At 73.2% G+C, this 17,918-nt stretch carries 14 protein-coding genes and 1 riboswitch; of the genes, 12 read left to right on the forward strand and 2 right to left on the reverse strand.

All coding sequences use genetic code 11. From position 1 onward, the window contains the following. Positions 1 to 171 precede the first annotated feature (171 nt). From AY578_RS20345 to AY578_RS20380, 8 genes are all read left to right on the forward strand, one after another. On the forward strand, positions 172 to 1,902 hold the full coding sequence (locus AY578_RS20345; protein ID WP_136239139.1) for an AbeC-like domain-containing protein: 1,731 nt from the start codon (positions 172 to 174) through the stop codon (positions 1,900 to 1,902). 2 nt (positions 1,903 to 1,904) lie between these two features. Beyond that, on the forward strand, positions 1,905 to 2,258 hold the full coding sequence (locus tag AY578_RS20350) for a hypothetical protein (RefSeq protein WP_019527875.1): 354 nt from the start codon (positions 1,905 to 1,907) through the stop codon (positions 2,256 to 2,258). A 124-nt stretch (positions 2,259 to 2,382) separates the two neighbouring features. Next, the gene (locus tag AY578_RS20355; RefSeq protein WP_240801090.1) at positions 2,383 to 3,237 is read left to right on the forward strand and encodes a hypothetical protein; all 855 of its coding nucleotides are present in this window, start codon (positions 2,383 to 2,385) and stop codon (positions 3,235 to 3,237) included. Between the two features lie 1,192 nt (positions 3,238 to 4,429). Beyond that, positions 4,430 to 5,950 (forward strand): aldehyde dehydrogenase family protein, encoded by a 1,521-nt coding sequence (locus AY578_RS20360; protein WP_258903700.1) that lies wholly within the window; start codon positions 4,430 to 4,432, stop codon positions 5,948 to 5,950. Positions 5,951 to 6,086: 136 nt separating this feature from the next. Further along, the gene (locus AY578_RS20365; protein WP_137209982.1) at positions 6,087 to 7,619 is read left to right on the forward strand and encodes a GMC family oxidoreductase; all 1,533 of its coding nucleotides are present in this window, start codon (positions 6,087 to 6,089) and stop codon (positions 7,617 to 7,619) included. Further along, the gene (locus tag AY578_RS20370; RefSeq protein ID WP_258903702.1) at positions 7,616 to 8,845 is read left to right on the forward strand and encodes a quaternary amine ABC transporter ATP-binding protein; all 1,230 of its coding nucleotides are present in this window, start codon (positions 7,616 to 7,618) and stop codon (positions 8,843 to 8,845) included. The genes AY578_RS20365 and AY578_RS20370 overlap by 4 nt, the downstream gene beginning before the upstream one ends. Then, positions 8,845 to 10,794, forward strand: coding sequence for an ABC transporter permease (locus tag AY578_RS20375; RefSeq protein ID WP_136239142.1), 1,950 nt, complete (start codon positions 8,845 to 8,847; stop codon positions 10,792 to 10,794). Before AY578_RS20370 ends, AY578_RS20375 begins: the two co-directional genes overlap by 1 nt. Position 10,795: 1 nt before the next feature. Further along, positions 10,796 to 11,752, forward strand: coding sequence for an ABC transporter substrate-binding protein (locus tag AY578_RS20380; protein WP_136239143.1), 957 nt, complete (start codon positions 10,796 to 10,798; stop codon positions 11,750 to 11,752). A 7-nt stretch (positions 11,753 to 11,759) separates the two neighbouring features. Here the strand turns inward: AY578_RS20380 and AY578_RS20385 are convergent, their stop codons facing one another. Beyond that, positions 11,760 to 12,266, reverse strand: a complete 507-nt coding sequence (locus AY578_RS20385; protein WP_019527868.1) for a carboxymuconolactone decarboxylase family protein — start codon at positions 12,264 to 12,266, stop codon at positions 11,760 to 11,762. Between the two features lie 47 nt (positions 12,267 to 12,313). On the opposite strand from AY578_RS20385, the gene pdxR reads away from it, so the two are divergent. The 4 genes from pdxR (at position 12,314) to AY578_RS20405 (ending at position 17,153) form a co-directional block, all read left to right on the forward strand. Beyond that, on the forward strand, positions 12,314 to 13,696 hold the full coding sequence (gene pdxR, locus AY578_RS20390) for a MocR-like pyridoxine biosynthesis transcription factor PdxR (protein ID WP_136239144.1): 1,383 nt from the start codon (positions 12,314 to 12,316) through the stop codon (positions 13,694 to 13,696). Between the two features lie 270 nt (positions 13,697 to 13,966). Continuing rightward, positions 13,967 to 14,302, forward strand: a complete 336-nt coding sequence (locus AY578_RS20395) for a hypothetical protein (protein ID WP_019527866.1) — start codon at positions 13,967 to 13,969, stop codon at positions 14,300 to 14,302. 6 nt (positions 14,303 to 14,308) lie between these two features. After that, positions 14,309 to 15,493: a glutathionylspermidine synthase family protein gene (locus tag AY578_RS20400; RefSeq protein WP_019527865.1), complete on the forward strand. Its 1,185-nt coding sequence runs from the start codon at positions 14,309 to 14,311 to the stop codon at positions 15,491 to 15,493. 86 nt (positions 15,494 to 15,579) lie between these two features. Continuing rightward, positions 15,580 to 15,666, forward strand: a riboswitch (ZMP/ZTP riboswitch). A gap of 35 nt (positions 15,667 to 15,701) precedes the next feature. Beyond that, the gene (locus tag AY578_RS20405) at positions 15,702 to 17,153 is read left to right on the forward strand and encodes a glycine hydroxymethyltransferase (protein ID WP_258903708.1); all 1,452 of its coding nucleotides are present in this window, start codon (positions 15,702 to 15,704) and stop codon (positions 17,151 to 17,153) included. A gap of 18 nt (positions 17,154 to 17,171) precedes the next feature. On the opposite strand, the gene AY578_RS20410 is transcribed toward AY578_RS20405, so the two are convergent. Beyond that, positions 17,172 to 17,870: a hypothetical protein gene (locus AY578_RS20410; protein ID WP_019527863.1), complete on the reverse strand. Its 699-nt coding sequence runs from the start codon at positions 17,868 to 17,870 to the stop codon at positions 17,172 to 17,174. Between the last annotated feature and the right edge of the window lie 48 nt (positions 17,871 to 17,918).

Consider the following 17,918-nt stretch of genomic DNA (forward strand, 5'->3'; position numbering starts at 1 on the left):
CCACGGCCTTCGCGGGGCCCCGTACCGGTTCGTCCGGTGCGGGGCCCCGCGCGCGTCGTGGCCCCACCGGCCCCGGTCGTCAATTCGGTTCGCACCAGACCGCCCTTGCCCTATTCTGATGCCCCGTCACTCCGCGTGGTCGTGACGTCGATTGCGTATCGGGGGATCCGCGTGAGCACTGCCTTCGTACCCCAGCAGCCACAGCACCCGGGAGGGACGCAGGACGGCCCGCCGCCCGTACCCCCGTACGCCAGTGAGGCGTCGCGGCTGCTGTGCGCGGGGACCTATCTGGACCCCGGCTACCGCGACCGGGTCATCGAGCAGCTCTACCTCCACGAACAGCGGTTCGTCGCGCCCTCGCTCGGCTTCGACGCCGCCCGCGTCCTCGCCCACGCGCTCCGGGCCAGGCGGCTGGAGATGCTGTGGTCGGCCGCCGTCGTCGGCCTGTGGATCGTCGGCACCCTGATCAGCGGCAACCTGCTCCTGTACTTCGTGTGGCCCAGCGTGATGCTCGCCGTCGCGCCCCTGCTGCGCGGCCGTGACGCCCGGCCGCCGTGGTACCGCTCGCTCATCGCGTTCCTGGCCCGCTGGGGCGGACGCGTCCTGACCGTGTTCGCGTTCTCCACCCTGTTCTCCGTGGCGCTGGGCGAGGGCGGCGAGGGGTCCTCGTACTCCTCGTACTCCTCCTCCTCGTCGTACGGCTACTCCGGCGACGACGACGTGCTGGGGGCGCTCACCGGTGACCTCTCGGGGAACGCCGAGCCCTGGCAGGCGTGGTTCGGGATCGGCGTGCTCGTCGTGATCGGCCTGTGCGTCGCGGGGCGCCGTACCCAGTTCGCGCGGGTCCTGTCCGCCGAACTGTCCCCGGCCCGCTTCCCGGACGCGGCCGGCGACCCCGCCGAGCGGCACGACGGAACGCGGCTGCGGCGGCTGTCGCAGCGGATCCGGCTGGAGCAGCACACGCCGCTCGTCATGTACCACGAGGCGCGCCCGTTCTGCGGGGCCGGCTCGGCGCACGACACCTGGGTGCTCGCCGTCGAACTGCGTCCCGACGAGGACGCGGACCAGCAGCCGCTGAGCAACCGGGCCATCCTCGACCGGGTCCGGCCCCTCATCGAGCAGCTGCGGGTGCCGGCCGAGCACGCGGGCCCCGGCGTACGGGACCGGCTACGGCGGCTGGAGGTCGACGAGTGCGTGTTCCTGCCCGTCGAGGGGCTGCTGCGCCGCGACCAGGCGCCGTACGGGCCTGCCGACTTCGACCAGCACCGGGCGAGGGCCGTCGAGGAGGGCGGCGAGAAGCGCCGGCACTTCCTGCGCGTCCGCGTCGCCGGCTGGGAGGAGGAGCTGGTCGTCACCGTCTTCGTCCGCGTCCACACCCAGGGCCGGATGCTGATGCTGGAGATCGCGCCGCACGTGCTGCTGCCGGTGCGCGCGGACTTCAAGGACGCCGACCGGACCGCGCACCAGTTCCTGCACGACCTGAAGGGCCGCATCGCCGGCTCCGCCGTCCTGGTGCCCCGTTCCGCCGGCGACTCGCTCATCACCCTCGGCCGGGGCGCGGCCTACCTGTGGCGGCTGCTGACCGGCGGCCACGCGCACGCGCTGCCCGACGGGCCCGCCCTGTCCGTGCGGGAGCTGGCGGCGGCGCCCGCCGGGTCCACGTTCCAGGACATGGACGTCGCCCGCTACCTGCGCAGCGTGCAGGACCGCATCAGCCGCGGGGTGCGGCTGGCGCTGGGCGAAGCGGGCTACGAGACCGGCGAGTTCGTGCAGAAGATCGTCAACATCAGCAGCGGCGCGGTGCACATCGGGCGTGCCGACAACTCGTCGTTCGCCTTCGGTGAGCACGCGCGCGCCGAGACCACGACCGGCGGCCCCGGGCTGCGGAAGGGATCCGACTGACCATGGCATCCGACGAACCGAACGTCAGCATCGGCCGCGCCGACAACTCCTCCTTCGCCTTCGGCGCCCACGCCCGCGCCGAGACGCACAACACCGCGGCCCAGGCGCGCGACGAGACGGCGGAGCAGCTGCTGGCCGCCGTTCAGGAACTGCGCGCGGACCTCGCCCGGCTGCGGGAGAACGAGCAGGTAGCGAGGCTGGACTCCACCCTCGCCGACACCGAGGAGGAGATCACGCGGACCGGGACGGCCGGTGAGGGGCGGATGCAGCGGCTGCGGGAGGCGCTGACCGACGCGCAGAGCATCCTGACGCTGTTCTCGTCGGCGGGGGCCGTGGCCGGGCTGCTGGGGATGTGAGGGCGTCGTGACCGGGGGAGAGCGGTACTGGAACGAGGACGCGCAACGGTGGGAGGACGGTGCGGGCGGGGGTACCCCCTCGGTGACTCCGCCGCCGCCTCCTCCGCCGTCCTTCCAGCCGACGGTGCCCGAGGCCGGCCCGGGCGGGGTGACCGATCCCGACGCCCCTGCGGGCGTGGCGCACGCGGCACCCGGCGGGGGCTGGTCCGTCCTGGAACCACCGGGCCCCGGAGCCGGACCGCAGGGCGGCCGGCGGCGGCTGGTGTGGGGCGTGCTCGGCGGGGCCGCGGCGGCGGGGGTCGCGGTGGCGCTGGTCCTGACGACCGTGCTCGACGGGGGCGCCGGCGCGAACGGCGGGGACGACCGGCCGAGCGGGACGACGTCGGCCGGTGAGTCGCCGACGGGTGGGACGGAGCCCGGACCCGCGAGCGGGGAGCCCACCGGGCCGGGACCGTCGTCGTCCGGGACGGCCTCGCCGTCCGCCGGTCCGTCGGAGCTGCCCGAGGGGTACGAGCTGTACCGCGATCCCGAGGGGTTCACCGTCGTGCTGCCCATGGGGTGGGAGCGGGACACGGTGCCGTCGCAGCACGGGTTCGACGTGGTGAACTACCGGAGTCCGGACGGGTTCCGGCGGCTTCAGGTGTACGAGGTCGCGGAGGCCTCGCCGGAGGAGTCCTTCGAGCTGTACCTGTCGGACGAGACGCCGAAGCCGGACGGGTTTCAGCGGGTCGAGCTGGTGAGGCTGGACGGGGACGTCGACGGGTTGCGTCTCGAGTACCTCGCCGATTCGCTGCGGGGCGAGCCGGAGGTCGGCAGCTGGCACGTCCAGGACGTTCGCTTCCGGTCTCCGGAGGACGGGAAGGTGTACGCGGTCGCGGCGTACGGGGCGCCGACGGATGGGGCGGACCCCGAGCTGGAACTGGCGCTGGCGGCGCTGACTTACTTCTGCCCTCCGTCTGCGACGTGTGCGACACCGTGATCCGACGTTCCGTCGGTTGGAACGGGCCGGGGGCATCTGCGCACCTCGGTGCCGACGAGATGCCGCCTGCGCCCACCTCCCAGGCCCTTGAGGCACTGGGGGAGGCACGACTGCCCGCAGTTGCGGAGGCGCCCCGAAGGGGCGCGGGGAACTGCGCGACCAGCCACGGACGACCCGCACCAGGCGTTGAAGGGGTGCCGCTGCGCCAGCGTGGGGCGGCGTGCCGACGGCGGAGGCGCCCCGAAGGGGCGCGGGGAACTGCGCGACCAGCCACGGACGACCCGCACCAGGCGTTGAAGGGGTGCCGCTGCCCCAGCGTGGGGCGGCGTGCCGACGGCGGAGGCGCCCTGAAGGGGCGCGGGGAACTGCGCGACCAGCCAGGGACTGCCCGCACCCGGCGTTGCAGGGGTGCCGCTGCCCCAGCGTGGGGCGGTGTGCCGACTGCGGAGGCGCCCGAAGGGGCGCGGGGAACTGCGCGACCAGCCAGGGACTGCCCGCACCCGGCGTTGAAGGGGTGCCGCTGCGCCAGCGTGGGGCGGTGTGCCGACGGCGGAGGCGCCCTGAAGGGGCGCGGGGAACTGCGCGATCAGGCACGGACGACCCGCACCCGGCGTTGAAGGGGTGCCGCTGCCCCAGCGTGGGGCGGCGTGCCGACGGCGGAGGCACCCCGAAGGGGCGCGGGGAACTGCGCGATCAGCCAGGGATTGCCCGCACCCGGCGTTGAAGGGGTGTCGCTGCGCCAGCGTGGGGCGGCGTGCCGACGGCGGAGGCGCCCCGAAGGGGCGCGGGGAACTGCGCGATCAGCCAGGGATTGCCCGCACCCGGCGTTGAAGGGGTGCCGCTGCGCCAGCGTGGGGCGGCGTGCCGACGGCGGAGGCGCCCCGAAGGGGCGCGGGGAACTGCGCGATCAGCCAGGGACTGCCCGCACCCGGCGTTGAAGGGGTGTCGCTGCGCCAGCGTGGGGCGGCGTGCCGACGGCGGAGGCGCCCCGAAGGGGCGCGGGGAACTGCGCGACCAGCCACCCACGCCCCGTACCCGGCGTTGAAAGGCCCCGCAGGCCACTGCGTGACGAAGCGCACTCCGTGCAGAGATTCCGCATGACTTCCGCCCGGCAGGGCAGGCGCACCCGGTCTCGGGGGTAACAGGCATGTGACCCACGGGCGCGGAAGAGAACGGAAGGCAGTAACCGATCATGGCGGACAGCACAGATTTGCGGGCGCGCGACACCATTTACGCGGGAGGCGAGTGGCGGGCCGCCGTCTCCGGGGCCACCCGGGAGATCCTCGACCCGGCGGACGCCCGGCCGTTCGCCGTGGTCGCGGAGGGCGACGAGAAGGACACCGACCTCGCGGTGGCGGCGGCGCGCCAGGCTTTCGACGAGGGGCCCTGGCCGCACACCCCCGTCGCCGAGCGGGCCGCGCTGCTGCGCCGCGTCGCCGACCTCCTGGTCCGGGACCGCGAGGAACTGGGCCTGCTGGAGGCCCGGGACGCGGGCAAGACCGTCGAGGAGGGCCGCGTCGACATCGACTGCGTGGCCGACGCCTTCCGTTACTTCGCCGATCTGGTCGCCGCCGAGGCGCCCGGCCGGGTCGTGGACGCGGGCTCGCCCGACATCCACAGCGTGGTCGTGCACGAGCCGGTCGGCGTCTGCGCCCTGATCACCCCCTGGAACTACCCACTTCTGCAGGCCAGTTGGAAGATCGCCCCGGCGCTCGCCGCGGGCAACACCTTCGTGGTCAAGCCCAGTGAGATCACCCCGCTGACCACCGTCGCCCTGATCGGCCTCCTCGTCGAGGCAGGGCTGCCCGCCGGAGTCGCCAACATCGTCACCGGCCCCGGTCACACCGTCGGCGCTCGGATGGCCGAGCACCCCGACGTCGACCTGGTCTCCTTCACCGGCGGCCTGGTCAGCGGCACCAAGGTCGCCCAGGCGGCCGCGCCGACCGTGAAGAAGGTCGCCCTCGAACTCGGCGGCAAGAACCCCAACGTGGTGTTCGCCGACGCCTGCGCCACCGAGGAGGGTTTCGACACCGCCGTCGACCAGGCCCTCAACGCGGCCTTCATCCTCAGCGGACAGGTCTGCTCGGCCGGCGCGCGCCTCATCGTCGAGGAGTCCGTGCGGGATCGTTTCGTCGCCGAACTCGCCCGCCGCGCCGAGAAGATCAGGCTCGGCCGGGGCACTGAGGACGGCGTCGAGTGCGGTCCGCTCGTCTCCGCGCAGCAGCGCGAGAAGGTCGAGGCGTACGTCGAGTCCGCGCTCAAGGAGGGCGCGGTGCTGCGCTGCGGCGGCAAGCGGCCCGAGGCGGCGCCCGAACGCCCCGCGTCCGGCTACTTCTACGAGCCGACCGTCCTCGACCGCTGCCACCGCGAGATGCGCGTCGTACGCGAGGAGGTCTTCGGGCCCGTCCTCACCGTCGAGACGTTCCGCACCGAGGACGAGGCCGTCGCCCTCGCCAACGACACCGAGTACGGCCTGGCCGGCGGTGTGTGGACGGCCGACCCGGGCCGCGCCCGCCGGGTGGCCGGACGGCTCCGCCACGGCACCGTGTGGATCAACGACTTCCACCCCTACCTCCCGCAGGCCGAGTGGGGCGGCTTCGGCAAGAGCGGCACGGGGCGCGAACTGGGCCCGGCCGGGCTCGCGGAGTACCGGGAGACCAAGCACGTGTATCAGAACCTGGCGCCGGCGCCGGTTCGGTGGTTCCGCGGCTGAGGCCGCCGCCTCCCGGCGGCGCCGCGTTGCCCCGTGGGCGGGTGCGGCGCCGTGGGGGCCGATCGCGCAGTTCCCCGCGCCCCTTCCGGGGCGCCCTTCCCCGGGCGCCTGTCATCTGAGCCTTTGGAGTATCTCCATGACCCAGGACACACCTGTCTACGACTACGTCGTCATAGGCGGCGGGACCGCAGGTTCCGTCATCGCCTCCCGACTCACCGAGAACCCGGACGTCACCGTCGCCGTCATCGAGGGCGGTCCCAGCGACGTCGGCCGGGACGACGTGCTGACGCTGCGCCGCTGGATGGGCCTGCTCGGCGGTGAGCTCGACTACGACTACCCCACCACCGAGCAGCCACGCGGCAACTCGCACATCCGGCACAGCCGCGCCCGTGTCCTCGGCGGCTGCTCCTCGCACAACACACTCATCGCGTTCAAGCCGCTGCCGTCCGACTGGGACGAGTGGGAGCAGGCGGGCGCCAAGGGCTGGGGCGCCGTGCAGATGGAGGCGTACTACGCCCGGCTGAAGAACAACATCGTCCCGGTCGACGAGAAGGACCGGAACGCCATCGCCCGGGACTTCGTCGACGCCGCGCAGAACGCGCTCGAGGTGCCCCGCATCGAGGGCTTCAACAAGAAGCCGTTCAACGACGGCGTCGGCTTCTTCGACCTGGCGTACCACCCGGAGGACAACAAGCGGTCGTCCGCCTCGGTGGCGTATCTGCACCCGGTGATGGACGAGCGGTCCAACCTGACGCTCTGGCTGGAGACCTGGGCGTACAAGCTCGAGCTGAACGGCACCCGCGCCGAGGGCGTCCATGTGCGCACCAAGGACGGCGAGGAGGTGCTGATCCGCGCCCGCAACGAGGTGGTGCTGTGCGCCGGCGCCGTCGACTCGCCGCGGCTGCTGCTGCACTCCGGCGTCGGGCCCCGTGAGGACCTGGAGGCGCTCGGCATCCCCGTGGTCCACCATCTGCCGGGTGTCGGCGAGAACCTGCTCGACCACCCGGAGTCGGTGATCGTGTGGGAGACGAACGGACCCATCCCGGAGAACTCGGCGATGGACTCCGACGCCGGTCTGTTCGTGCGCCGCGACCCCCAACACGCGGGCCCGGACCTGATGTTCCACTTCTACCAGATCCCGTTCACGGACAATCCGGAGCGACTGGGCTACCAGCGGCCGGAGTTCGGGGTCTCCATGACGCCGAACATCCCCAAGCCGAAGAGCCGCGGCCGGCTGTACCTGACGAGCGCCGACCCCGAGGTCAAGCCGGCACTGGACTTCCGGTACTTCACCGACGAGGACGACTACGACGGCCGCACGCTCGTCGACGGCATCCGCATCGCCCGCGAGATCGCCAGGACCGAGCCGCTCGCGCACTGGCTCAAGCGTGAGGTGGCGCCCGGTCCGCACGTCACCGGCGACGAGGAGCTGAGCGAGTACGCCCGCAAGGTCGCGCACACCGTCTACCACCCGGCCGGCACCTGCAAGATGGGCGCCGCCGACGACGAGACCGCGGTCGTCGACCCCGAGCTGCGCATCCGGGGCCTCCAGGGCATCCGCATCGCCGACGCCTCCGTCTTCCCGACCATGACCGCCGTGAACCCGATGATCGGCGTGCTCATGGTCGGCGAACGTGCCGTCGATCTGCTCGGCGGTGATGCCCGATGAGCGCCTCGACCGCGGCCGTTCCCGCCGCCGAATCCGCCCCCGCGTCCGACGTGGGGGCCCCGCCCGTCTTCTCCGTCGAGGGACTGTGGAAGGTCTTCGGGCCCCGCGCCGACAGGGTGCCCGCCGACCCCGAACTCGCCTCCCTCGACGCGGCCGAGCTGCGCGCCCGCACCGGCTGCACGGCCGCCGTGCGGGACGTCTCCTTCGACGTCCGCAAGGGCGAGGTCTTCGTCGTCATGGGCCTGTCCGGCTCCGGCAAGTCCACGCTGGTGCGCTGTCTGACCCGGCTGATCGAGCCGACCGCGGGCCGTATCGCCATCGACGGCGAGGACGTCCGCGCGATGGACAGGACGCGGCTGCGGGAACTACGGCGCCATCGCGCCGCCATGGTCTTCCAGCACTTCGGCCTGCTGCCGCACCGCACCGTCCTCGACAATGTCGCCTACGGCCTGGAGATCCAGGGCATGGGCCGCGCCGCGCGGCGCGAGAAGGCCGCCGAGGTCGTCGAAAAGGTCGGCCTCGCCGGCATGGAGCAGCGTCGGCCGGCCCAGCTCTCGGGCGGTCAGCGGCAGCGGGTCGGGCTGGCCCGCGCGCTCGCCGTCGACCCCGAAGTGCTGCTGTTCGACGAGCCGTTCAGCGCGCTCGACCCGCTGATCCGGCGGGACATGCAGGACGAGGTGGTGCGGCTGCACCGTGAGGAGGGCCGCACGATGGTCTTCATCACGCACGACCTCCAGGAGGCGCTGAAGCTGGGCGACCGCATCGCGCTGATGCGGGACGGCCGTGTGGTGCAGCTCGGCACGCCCGAGGAGATCGTGGGCGCGCCGGCCGACGACTACGTGCGCGCGTTCGTCCAGGACGTGCCGCGCGAGCAGGTCCTGACCGTCCGTACGGCCATGCGCCCCGCCTCGCCGGCGGAGCAGGACGCCGCCGGCCCGACGGTCGCCCCCGACACCACGGTCTCGGAGGCCATAGAGACGGTCGCCACGGCCGGCTCCCCCGCCCGCGTGGTGGACGAGGGCGCGTGCGTGGGCGTCGTGGACGCGGAGTCCCTCCTCAACGTGGTGGCGGGCCACCCGGCCCCTGAGACGCCCGGCGCGTCCGCGGGCCAGAGCGCGGGCACGCGTGCGGGCACACCCGCCGCCGCGCTCTCGCCGGAGGCGGACGCCCCCGGCGCCGACAAGACACCGGCCGCCGCCGCCGGTGCCGGTGAGGAGCCCGTCTGATGGCGGCTCTCACCGCTTCCGCGACCGAGGCCCCGGCGCCCGGCGTCCTCCGTAAGCCCGCCGTGCGGAAGCTCGGCGTGCTCCTGCTGCTCGCCGCCGTCCTCGTGCCGTTCGCCGTGAGCCGCTGGGGGAGCGGGGCGTGGCCCGGGGCGTTGACCGTCGACCTGTCCGGGCCGCTCGGCACCGCCAGTGACTGGATCGTCGACAACCGCGACTCCCACCCCCTGTTCCTCTACTTCCTCGGCCACGTCAGCAACGTCGTCGTCATCGCCGTACGCGCCGTCTATCTCGCCCTCCTCGCCGTCGGCTGGGCGGGAGTGACGGCCGTGGCCGCGCTGACCGCCTGGCGTGTCGCGGGTATCCGGGTGGCGCTCGGGACCGCCGCCGCGTTCCTCGCCTGCGGGCTGCTGGGCATGTGGGTTCCCACCATGCAGACGCTCGCGCTCATGGTGGTCGCGGTCGCCGCGTCCGTCGTGGTCGGCGCGCTGCTCGGGCTCGGGGCCGGACTGTCCGACCGTGTGCACCGAGGGCTGCGTCCGGTGCTCGACACCATGCAGGTCCTGCCGGCCTTCGCGTACCTGCTGCCGGTGGTGCTGGTCTTCGGCATCGGCGTCCCCGCGGCCGTGCTCGCCACGGTCGTCTACGCCGCCCCGCCGATGGCCCGGCTCACCGCGCTGGGGCTGCGCGGCGCGGACAAGGAGGTGCTGGAGGCCGTCGAGTCGCTCGGGACGACCGCGCGCCAGCGCCTGCTGACCGCCCGTATCCCGCTGGCCCGCAAGGAACTGCTGCTCGGCCTCAACCAGACGATCATGATGGCGCTGTCCATGGCCGTCATCGCTTCGGTGATCGGCGCGGGCGGCCTCGGCGACCGCGTCTACCAGGCGCTCGCCTCGGTCGACGTGGGCGCCGCGCTCGCCGCCGGCATCCCCATCGTGCTGCTGGCGGTCGTCCTCGACCGCGTGACCGGCGCGGCCGGCGCCCGCCTCGGGGACGCGCCCGCCCCGCACGCCCGCCTGCTCGGCGTGTGCGCGTTGGCCGCCGCGGTCGTCGTCGCGGCCGCCGGACGGACCGCGGGCCGGCTGGAGTGGCCGGAGAGCTGGGTCGTCGGCATCGCCGAGCCCGTCAACCGGGCCGTCGACTGGATGACCGCGCACCTGTACTCGGGCGTGCCCGTGGTCGGCGGCACCGCCGACTGGGCGGGCCGCTTCACCACCTGGGTGCTCGACCCGCTCCGCGACGGACTGCAGTGGCTGCCCTGGTGGAGCGTGCTGCTGATCGTCGCCGCGCTGGCGTGGCTGATCGGCACCTGGCGCACCGCGCTCACCGCCGTGCTCGCGATGGCCGCCATCGGCGTGCTGGGCGTGTGGGGGCCGTCGCTGGACACGCTGTCGCAGGTCCTCGCCGCCGTCTCCGTGACCCTCGTCATCGGCTTCGCCCTGGGTATCGCCGCCGCGCGCAGCGACCGCGTCGAGCGGCTGCTGCGCCCGGTGCTGGACGTGTTCCAGACGATGCCGCAGTTCGTCTACCTGATCCCGGTGGTCGCCCTGTTCGGCGTGGGCCGCGCCCCTGCGGTCGCCGCCGCGGTCGTCTACGCGCTGCCCGCCGTCGTCCGCATCACCGCGCAGGGTCTGCGCCAGGTCGACCCGGCCGCACTGGAGTCGGCGCGCTCGCTCGGCGCGACCGGCGCCCAGCAGCTGCGGCAGGTGCAGCTCCCGCTGGCCCGCCCGGCGCTGCTGCTCGCCGTCAACCAGGGCGTCGTCCTGGTCCTGGCCGTGGTCATCATCGGCGGCCTCGTCGGCGGCGGCGCCCTCGGCTACGACGTCGTCTTCGGTCTCGCGCAGGGCGACCTGGCGACCGGTCTGGTGGCCGGCGCCGCGATCGTCTGCCTGGGCCTGATGCTCGACCGGGTCACCCAGCCCACCGGACGCCGTGCGACGAAGGGAGCGTGACATGAGGATCCGTACGATGCCCGCCGTGGCGGCGGGCTGTGCGCTCCTGTTGCTGACCGGCTGCGGGGCCGCCGACATGACCAAGCAGTCCTCGCCGTTCGCCAACGCGCACGGGGCGAGGACGGTCACCCTGTCGGTGCAGTCCTGGGTCGGCGCCCAGGCCAACGTGGCCGTCGCCCAGTACCTGCTGGAGCACGAACTCGGCTACCGCGTCGACACCGTGCAGGTCGACGAGGTGCCCGCCTGGGACGCCCTCAGCCAGGGCCGCGTGGACGCGATCCTGGAGGACTGGGGCCACCCCGAGCAGGAACAGCGGTACGTCGAGGACAAGAAGACCATCGTGGGCGGCGGCGACCTGGGCGTCACCGGGCACATCGGCTGGTTCGTCCCGACGTACTTCGCGAAGCAGCACCCGGACGTCACCGACTGGAAGAACCTCGACAAGTACGCGGATCAGTTCCGCACCCCGGAGAGCGGCGGCAAGGGCCAGCTCCTCGACGGCTCCCCCTCCTACGTCACCAACGACAAGGCGCTGGTGAAGAACCTGAAGCTGGACTACTCGGTGGTGTTCGCCGGCTCCGAGGCCGCGCAGATCACCCAGATCCAGCAGTTCGCCAAGGAGAAGAAGCCGTTCCTCACCTACTGGTACACGCCCCAGTGGCTGTCCGAGCAGGTGCCGATGACGGAGGTCAAGCTGCCCCCGTACAAGGAGGGCTGTGACGCGGACCCGGACAAGGTCGCCTGCGCCTATCCGCACACCCCGCTGCAGAAGTACCTCAACGCGGACTTCGCGCGCGGCGGCGGCAAGGCGGCGGAGCTGCTGCGCAACTTCGAGTGGACGACCGAGGACCAGAACGAGGTCTCCCTGATGATCGCCGAGCAGAAGCTGTCGCCGGACGAGGCGGCGAAGAAGTGGGTGGACAGCCACCGCTCCGTCTGGGAGAAGTGGCTGCCCTGAGACACGGCTAGTGGTGCTGTCCCGGCTGGTAGTGGCCGGGAGTCATCCGGCAGGTCACGCCGAACCGGTTCCAGGCGTTGATCACCGCGATGGCGGCGATCAGCTGGGACAGCTCCGCCTCGTCGAAGTGCTTCGCGGCCCGCTCGTACACCTCGTCCGGCACGAAGCCGTCGGTCAGCACGGTGACCGCCTCGGTCAGCTCGATCGCGGCGATCTCCTTCTCCGTGTAGAAGTGCCGCGACTCCTGCCACGCGGAGAGCTGGATGATCCGCTCGACGCTCTCGCCGGCCGCGAGGGCGTCCTTGGAGTGCATGTCCAGGCAGAACGCGCAGTGGTTGAGCTGTGAGGCGCGGATCTTGACCAGCTCGGCCAGTTTCGGGTCAAGACCCTTCCGGGCCGCGACGTCCAGCCGGACCATCGCCTTGTAGACCTCGGGGGCGTGCTTCGCCCACTCCATGCGGGCGGGCTCCTCCGCCGCGTAGGGGACCGTCCCGGTCGTGTCGGTGTTCGTCATGCCGTCGACCCTAGGAGCCGGGCAGCCCAGGAGTATGGTCCAGTTCCATGGCGGAACGCTGGGCCACTTTCGGCATCGACCTCCATCTGGACCCGAGCGGGCCCGGGCTGCGGCGCGGGCTCACCGACGCCCTGCGGGAGGCCGTCCGCGGCGGCCGGCTCGCCCCCGGCACCCGGCTGCCCTCCTCCCGCGCCCTCGCCGCCGACCTGGGCATCGCCCGCAACACCGTCGCCGACGCCTACGCCGACCTGATCGCCGAGGGCTGGCTCACCGCCCGCCAGGGCTCCGGCACCCGCGTCGCCCCGCGCGCGGTCCCCGAACGCCCGGCCGCCCCCACCCCGAGCCGCGTCCCCGGCCGGCTCCCGTACAGCCTGATGCCCGGCACCCCCGACCTCGCCTCCTTCCCGCGCGCCGAGTGGCTCAAGGCGACCCGCCGCGCCCTCGCCGCCGCACCCCACGACGCCTTCGGCTACGGCGATCCGCGCGGCCGCCCGGAACTTCGCGAGGCCCTCGCCGGCTACCTCTCCCGGGTGCGGGGCGTGCGCGCCGACCCCGGGCATGTCGTCGTCTGCTCCGGCTTCGCCCACGGCCTCCAGCTGCTGGCCCAGGTGCTGCGCGCCCGCGGCGCCCGCACCCTCGCCGTCGAGCCGTACGGCCTCGACGCCCACTGGGACATCGTCCACCGCGCCGGCCTGAAGACCGCGCCGCTCGGCCGGGACGCCCTCGGCACCCGCGCCCAGGACCCGGGGGACGCCGACGCGGTGCTGCTCAACCCGGCCCACCAGTTCCCGCTCGGCGGGGCGCTCCTCCCGGAGCGCCGGGCCGCCGTGGTCGAGTGGGCGCGCCGCACCGGCGGCCTGATCCTGGAGGACGACTACGACGGCGAGTTCCGCTACGACCGCCAGCCCGTCGGCGCCCTCCAGGACCTCGACCCCGGCCGGGTGGTCCACCTCGGCACCGCCAGCAAGTCCCTCGCCCCCGGGCTGCGGCTGGGCTGGATGGTGGTGCCGCCGTGGCTGCTGCCGGACGTCGTCGACCACCGGGGCGGCATGACGGTCAGCGTGGTCGAACAGCTCACCCTCGCCGAGTTCCTGACCTCCGGCGCCTACGACCGCCAGGTCCGCGCCGCGCGCCTGCGCTACCGGCGCCGCCGCGACGCCCTCGTACAGGCCCTCGCCGCCGGGGCGCCTCACGTCCGCGTCACCGGCATCGCGGCCGGACTGCACGCCGTGCTCGAACTGCCGCCCGGCACCGAGCAGTCGGTCCAGCGGTCGGCCACCTGGCAGGGCCTCGCCGTGAAGGGCCTGGACTCCTTCCGCCACCCCGGCGTCGCCGACCCCGTCGGTGACGCCCTCGTCGTCGGCTACGCCACCCCACCCGACCACGCCTGGACCGGCACGCTGGACGCCCTGCTGCGTTCCTTGCCGTGACGCCGGCCCCGGTGCCCTCACGCGACCGGGATCCGCCGGCCTCCGCGCCGGGAGTCCATGGAACCCGCCGCTTCCCGAGGCGACCCGTCGCCTGTGGATCTTCCGTAAGCCCCGACCGGGCATACACCACCGCACGGTGACAAACCGTCAGCGGTGTCACGGGCCGGGCCGGGGCCTCCCGTGCGGTCCGGTCCGGCGGTCTCTAGGCTGTCCGCCGCGAGCCGGGGCGACACGGGACCGTCCGGCGCGACACAAGGGGGAGCGAACGGCATGGCGCAGACACGGCGACGGCTGCGGTCCAGCACGGTGGTGCTGGGCGGCATGGGCGTGCTCGCGGCGGCACTGTCGGCCTGCGGGTCCGACCCGGACCGGCGGTGCGTGGACCGCAACAGCTACACCATCGACGACGGGTACAAGATCGTCTCCGACAAGAACTGCTCCGGCGGCTCCTCCGGCTCCCTCGGCAAGAGCAGGTCCCGCACCACCGACGCCGACTGGTACTACGACGCCGACGTCAGCAACGGCTATGCCGACTACGGCACCTTCAGCCGCAGCGAGGCCGTCGACCGGGGCGGCTTCGGCTGCTCCGGCACCGGCGGAGGCTGAGCCGCCGTGGAACGGCGCACCGTCGAGCCCCGCCCCGGCTGGCAGCGGACCGTCGAGGAGCAGGGGCTCATCTACCCGCTGACCCGCTACCCCGACGACTCCCTGCGCCCCTACTGGGACGAGAGCGCCTACTACGTCTTCGATCTGGACGAGGTCGAGACGCTCGAGGAGACCGTCGAGGAACTGCACGCGATGAGCCTGGCCGCGGCCGAGTTCATCGTCACCGAGGACCGCTTCGCCGACCTAGGCATCACCGACCCCCGGGTCGTGGACGCCGTCACCGAGTCCTGGCGCCGCAGGGACGAACTGCCGTCCCTGTACGGCCGCTTCGACCTCCGTCACGACGGCGACGGCCCGGCGAAGCTCCTCGAGTACAACGCGGACACCCCCACCTCCCTGGTGGAGGCGGCCTCCCCGCAGTGGTTCTGGATGGAGGAGCGCTTCCCCGGCGCCGACCAGTGGAACTCCCTGCACGAACGGCTCGTCGACGCCTGGAAGAAGCAGTCCGCGCTGCTCCCGCCGGGCAGCCCGCTGTACTTCGCCCACACCGCGGGCGACGAGTGCGGCGAGGACCTGATGACCGTCGCCTACCTCAAGGAGACCGCCGAACAGGCGGGCCTGGAGACCGACTGGCTGTCCATGGAGGAGATCGGCTGGGACCGTCTCTCCGGCCGCTTCGTCGACAACCGTCTGCGGTTCATCCGCAGCATCTTCAAGCTGTACCCGTGGGAGTGGCTCACCACCGACCGCTTCGCCGGCCACGTCCTCGACACCCTCGACAACGGCGGCGGCACCGGCTCCACCCTGTGGATCGAACCCGCCTGGAAGATGCTCCTCAGCAACAAGGCGCTGCTGGCGATCCTCTGGGAGCTCCATCCCGGCCACCCCAACCTCCTCCCCGCCTACCTCGACGGCCCCCGAGACCTCGCCGACACCACCGGCTGGGTCTCCAAGCCGCTGCTGGGCCGCGAGGGCGCCGGCGTCACCGTGCACGAGCCCGGCAGCGCGCCGGAGCTCCGCGACGAACCCTGCTGCTACCAGCAGCTCGCCCCGCTGCCCGACTTCGACGGCAACCGCGTCGTCCTCGGCACCTGGGTGGTGGAGGGCGAGGCCGCCGGCCTCGGCATCCGCGAGTCGTCCGGCCTGGTCACCGACGGGTACGCCCGCTTCCTGCCGCACGTCATCCTCTGACCGGCGGCCCCGCCGCCGGTCAGGGCGCCGGGCACTCCCGCATCGCGGACACCCGCCGCGCCGGTCCGGCCCACCCGGTAACCTGGCCCGCGGGCCGTGACTGGCGCGCTGGGATGGGACCAACCATCGGGGAGCGGCCCGCGAGAAACGTGCCGTGCGCCTGGGCCATCCGTACCGTGAACGCTGAACGCTACGTCCGGAGGTCCCCATGTCTGCCGAGCACTCGCTCACCCCCGAGTCCACCGCCTTCCGCTCCGCCCTCGACGTGATCCGCGCCGTCGAGCCGCGCGTCGCCGACGCGATCGGGCAGGAGGTCGCCGACCAGCGCGAGATGCTCAAGCTGATCGCCTCCGAGAACTACGCCTCCCCGGCCACCCTGCTGGCGATGGGCAACTGGTTCAGCGACAAGTACGCCGAGGGCACCGTCGGCCGCCGCTTCTACGCCGGCTGCCGCAACGTCGACACCGTGGAGTCGCTCGCCGCCGAGCACGCCAAGGAGCTCTTCGGCGCCCGCCACGCCTACGTCCAGCCGCACTCCGGCATCGACGCCAACCTGGTCGCCTTCTGGGCCGTCCTCGCCGACCGCGTCGAGGCGCCCTTCCTGGAGAAGATCGGCGTCCGCCAGATCAACGACCTCTCCGACGCCGACTGGGCCGAGCTGCGCCAGGCCTTCGGAAACCAGCGCATGCTCGGCATGTCCCTGGACGCCGGCGGCCACCTCACCCACGGCTTCCGGCCCAACATCTCCGGCAAGATGTTCGACCAGCGCTCCTACGGCACCGACCCGGCCACCGGCCTGATCGACTACGAGGCCCTGCGCGCCACCGCGCGCGAGTTCAAGCCGCTGATCATCGTCGCCGGCTACTCCGCCTACCCCCGTCTCGTGAACTTCCGGATCATGCGCGAGATCGCCGACGAGGTCGGCGCCACGCTCATGGTCGACATGGCGCACTTCGCGGGTCTCGTCGCCGGCAAGGTCCTCACCGGCGACTTCGACCCCGTGCCGCACGCCCAGATCGTCACCACCACCACCCACAAGTCGCTGCGCGGCCCGCGCGGCGGCATGGTGCTGTGCGACGACTCCCTCAAGGACCAGGTCGACCGCGGCTGCCCGATGGTCCTCGGCGGGCCGCTGCCGCACGTCATGGCCGCGAAGGCCGTCGCCCTCGCCGAGGCGCGGCAGCCCTCCTTCCAGGACTACGCCCAGCGGATCGTGGACAACTCCCGTGCCCTCGCCGAGGGCCTGATGCGCCGCGGCGCCACCCTGGTCACCGGCGGCACCGACAACCACCTCAACCTGATCGACGTCGCCACCTCCTACGGCCTCACCGGCCGGCAGGCCGAGGCGGCGCTGCTCGACTCCGGCATCGTCACCAACCGCAACGCCATCCCGGCCGACCCCAACGGCGCCTGGTACACCTCCGGCATCCGCATCGGCACCCCCGCCCTGACCACGCGCGGGCTCGGCACGGCGGAGATGGACGAGGTCGCCGGTCTCATCGACCGCGTCCTCACCGCCGCCGAGCCCGGCACCACCAAGTCCGGTGCGCCGTCGAAGGCGTCCCACGTGCTCGACGAGAAGGTCGCCGACGAGATCTCGCGCCGGGCCACCGATCTCGTCGCGGGCTTCCCGCTGTACCCGGGGGTCGACCTCGGCTGAGGTGGCCTGCCGGCTCCGTCACACGTCCAGGAGCTGCCGGCGGGGGCCGTCGTCCCCCCGGTTCCTGCGGTCGCGTACGGCGGCCGCGCCCCGGAGCGCGTACGGGCGCAGTACCAGGGCCAGGACGGCTCCCGCCGCCAGGCCCGGTACCGCCCACCACCAGAGCGCTCCGTCGCTGCCGTCGTCCGTGGTGGGGGCGGCCGCCGGCGCGGGGGCCATGTGCAGGTCCTCACGCGGGGCCGGCTGCGCCGCGGGCGCGGAGGCGCCGGTGGCTGTCACGCCCAGCTGCGCGAGCAGCGCGCGGAGCCTCGCCGGCTGCTTCGCGGGGTGCCAGGCGCCGTCGCCGCCGTCGGTGATGCGGGTGGAGGTGTGTATCCAGGCGTCCTGACTGCCGTCGGGGAGGGCTATCTGGTCCACCCGCCACGGGGTCACGTCGTGGATCATCCACGTCACGTTGATCTGCTGTCCGGAGGCGGTGGCGAGGCGGGGCGGCTCGGTGCGGGTGCCCTGGTGCATGGGGCCGAGCAGGCGCTCGAGTTCTGTGTAGCGCTTGTCGGCGTAGTACAGGCTGGCGGTTTTGCCGGTCGTTGCCGAGACGATGAGGACGCTGGTGGGGCCTCCGGCGGTGGCGGGTGGGGTGGCCCAGGTGAGCAGGGCCAGGGTGGCGATCAGGATCGCCGTCAGGTGGTGTCTGGTGCCGTCCTTCCAGGTGTGCATGGTGGTCCCCCCACAGGGATGGTCGAACCTCGTGCGGCTCTTCCCGCG

The sequence above is a fragment of the Streptomyces thermocarboxydus genome (genome assembly GCF_024760485.1).
GTDB lineage: Bacteria > Actinomycetota > Actinomycetes > Streptomycetales > Streptomycetaceae > Streptomyces > Streptomyces cellulosae.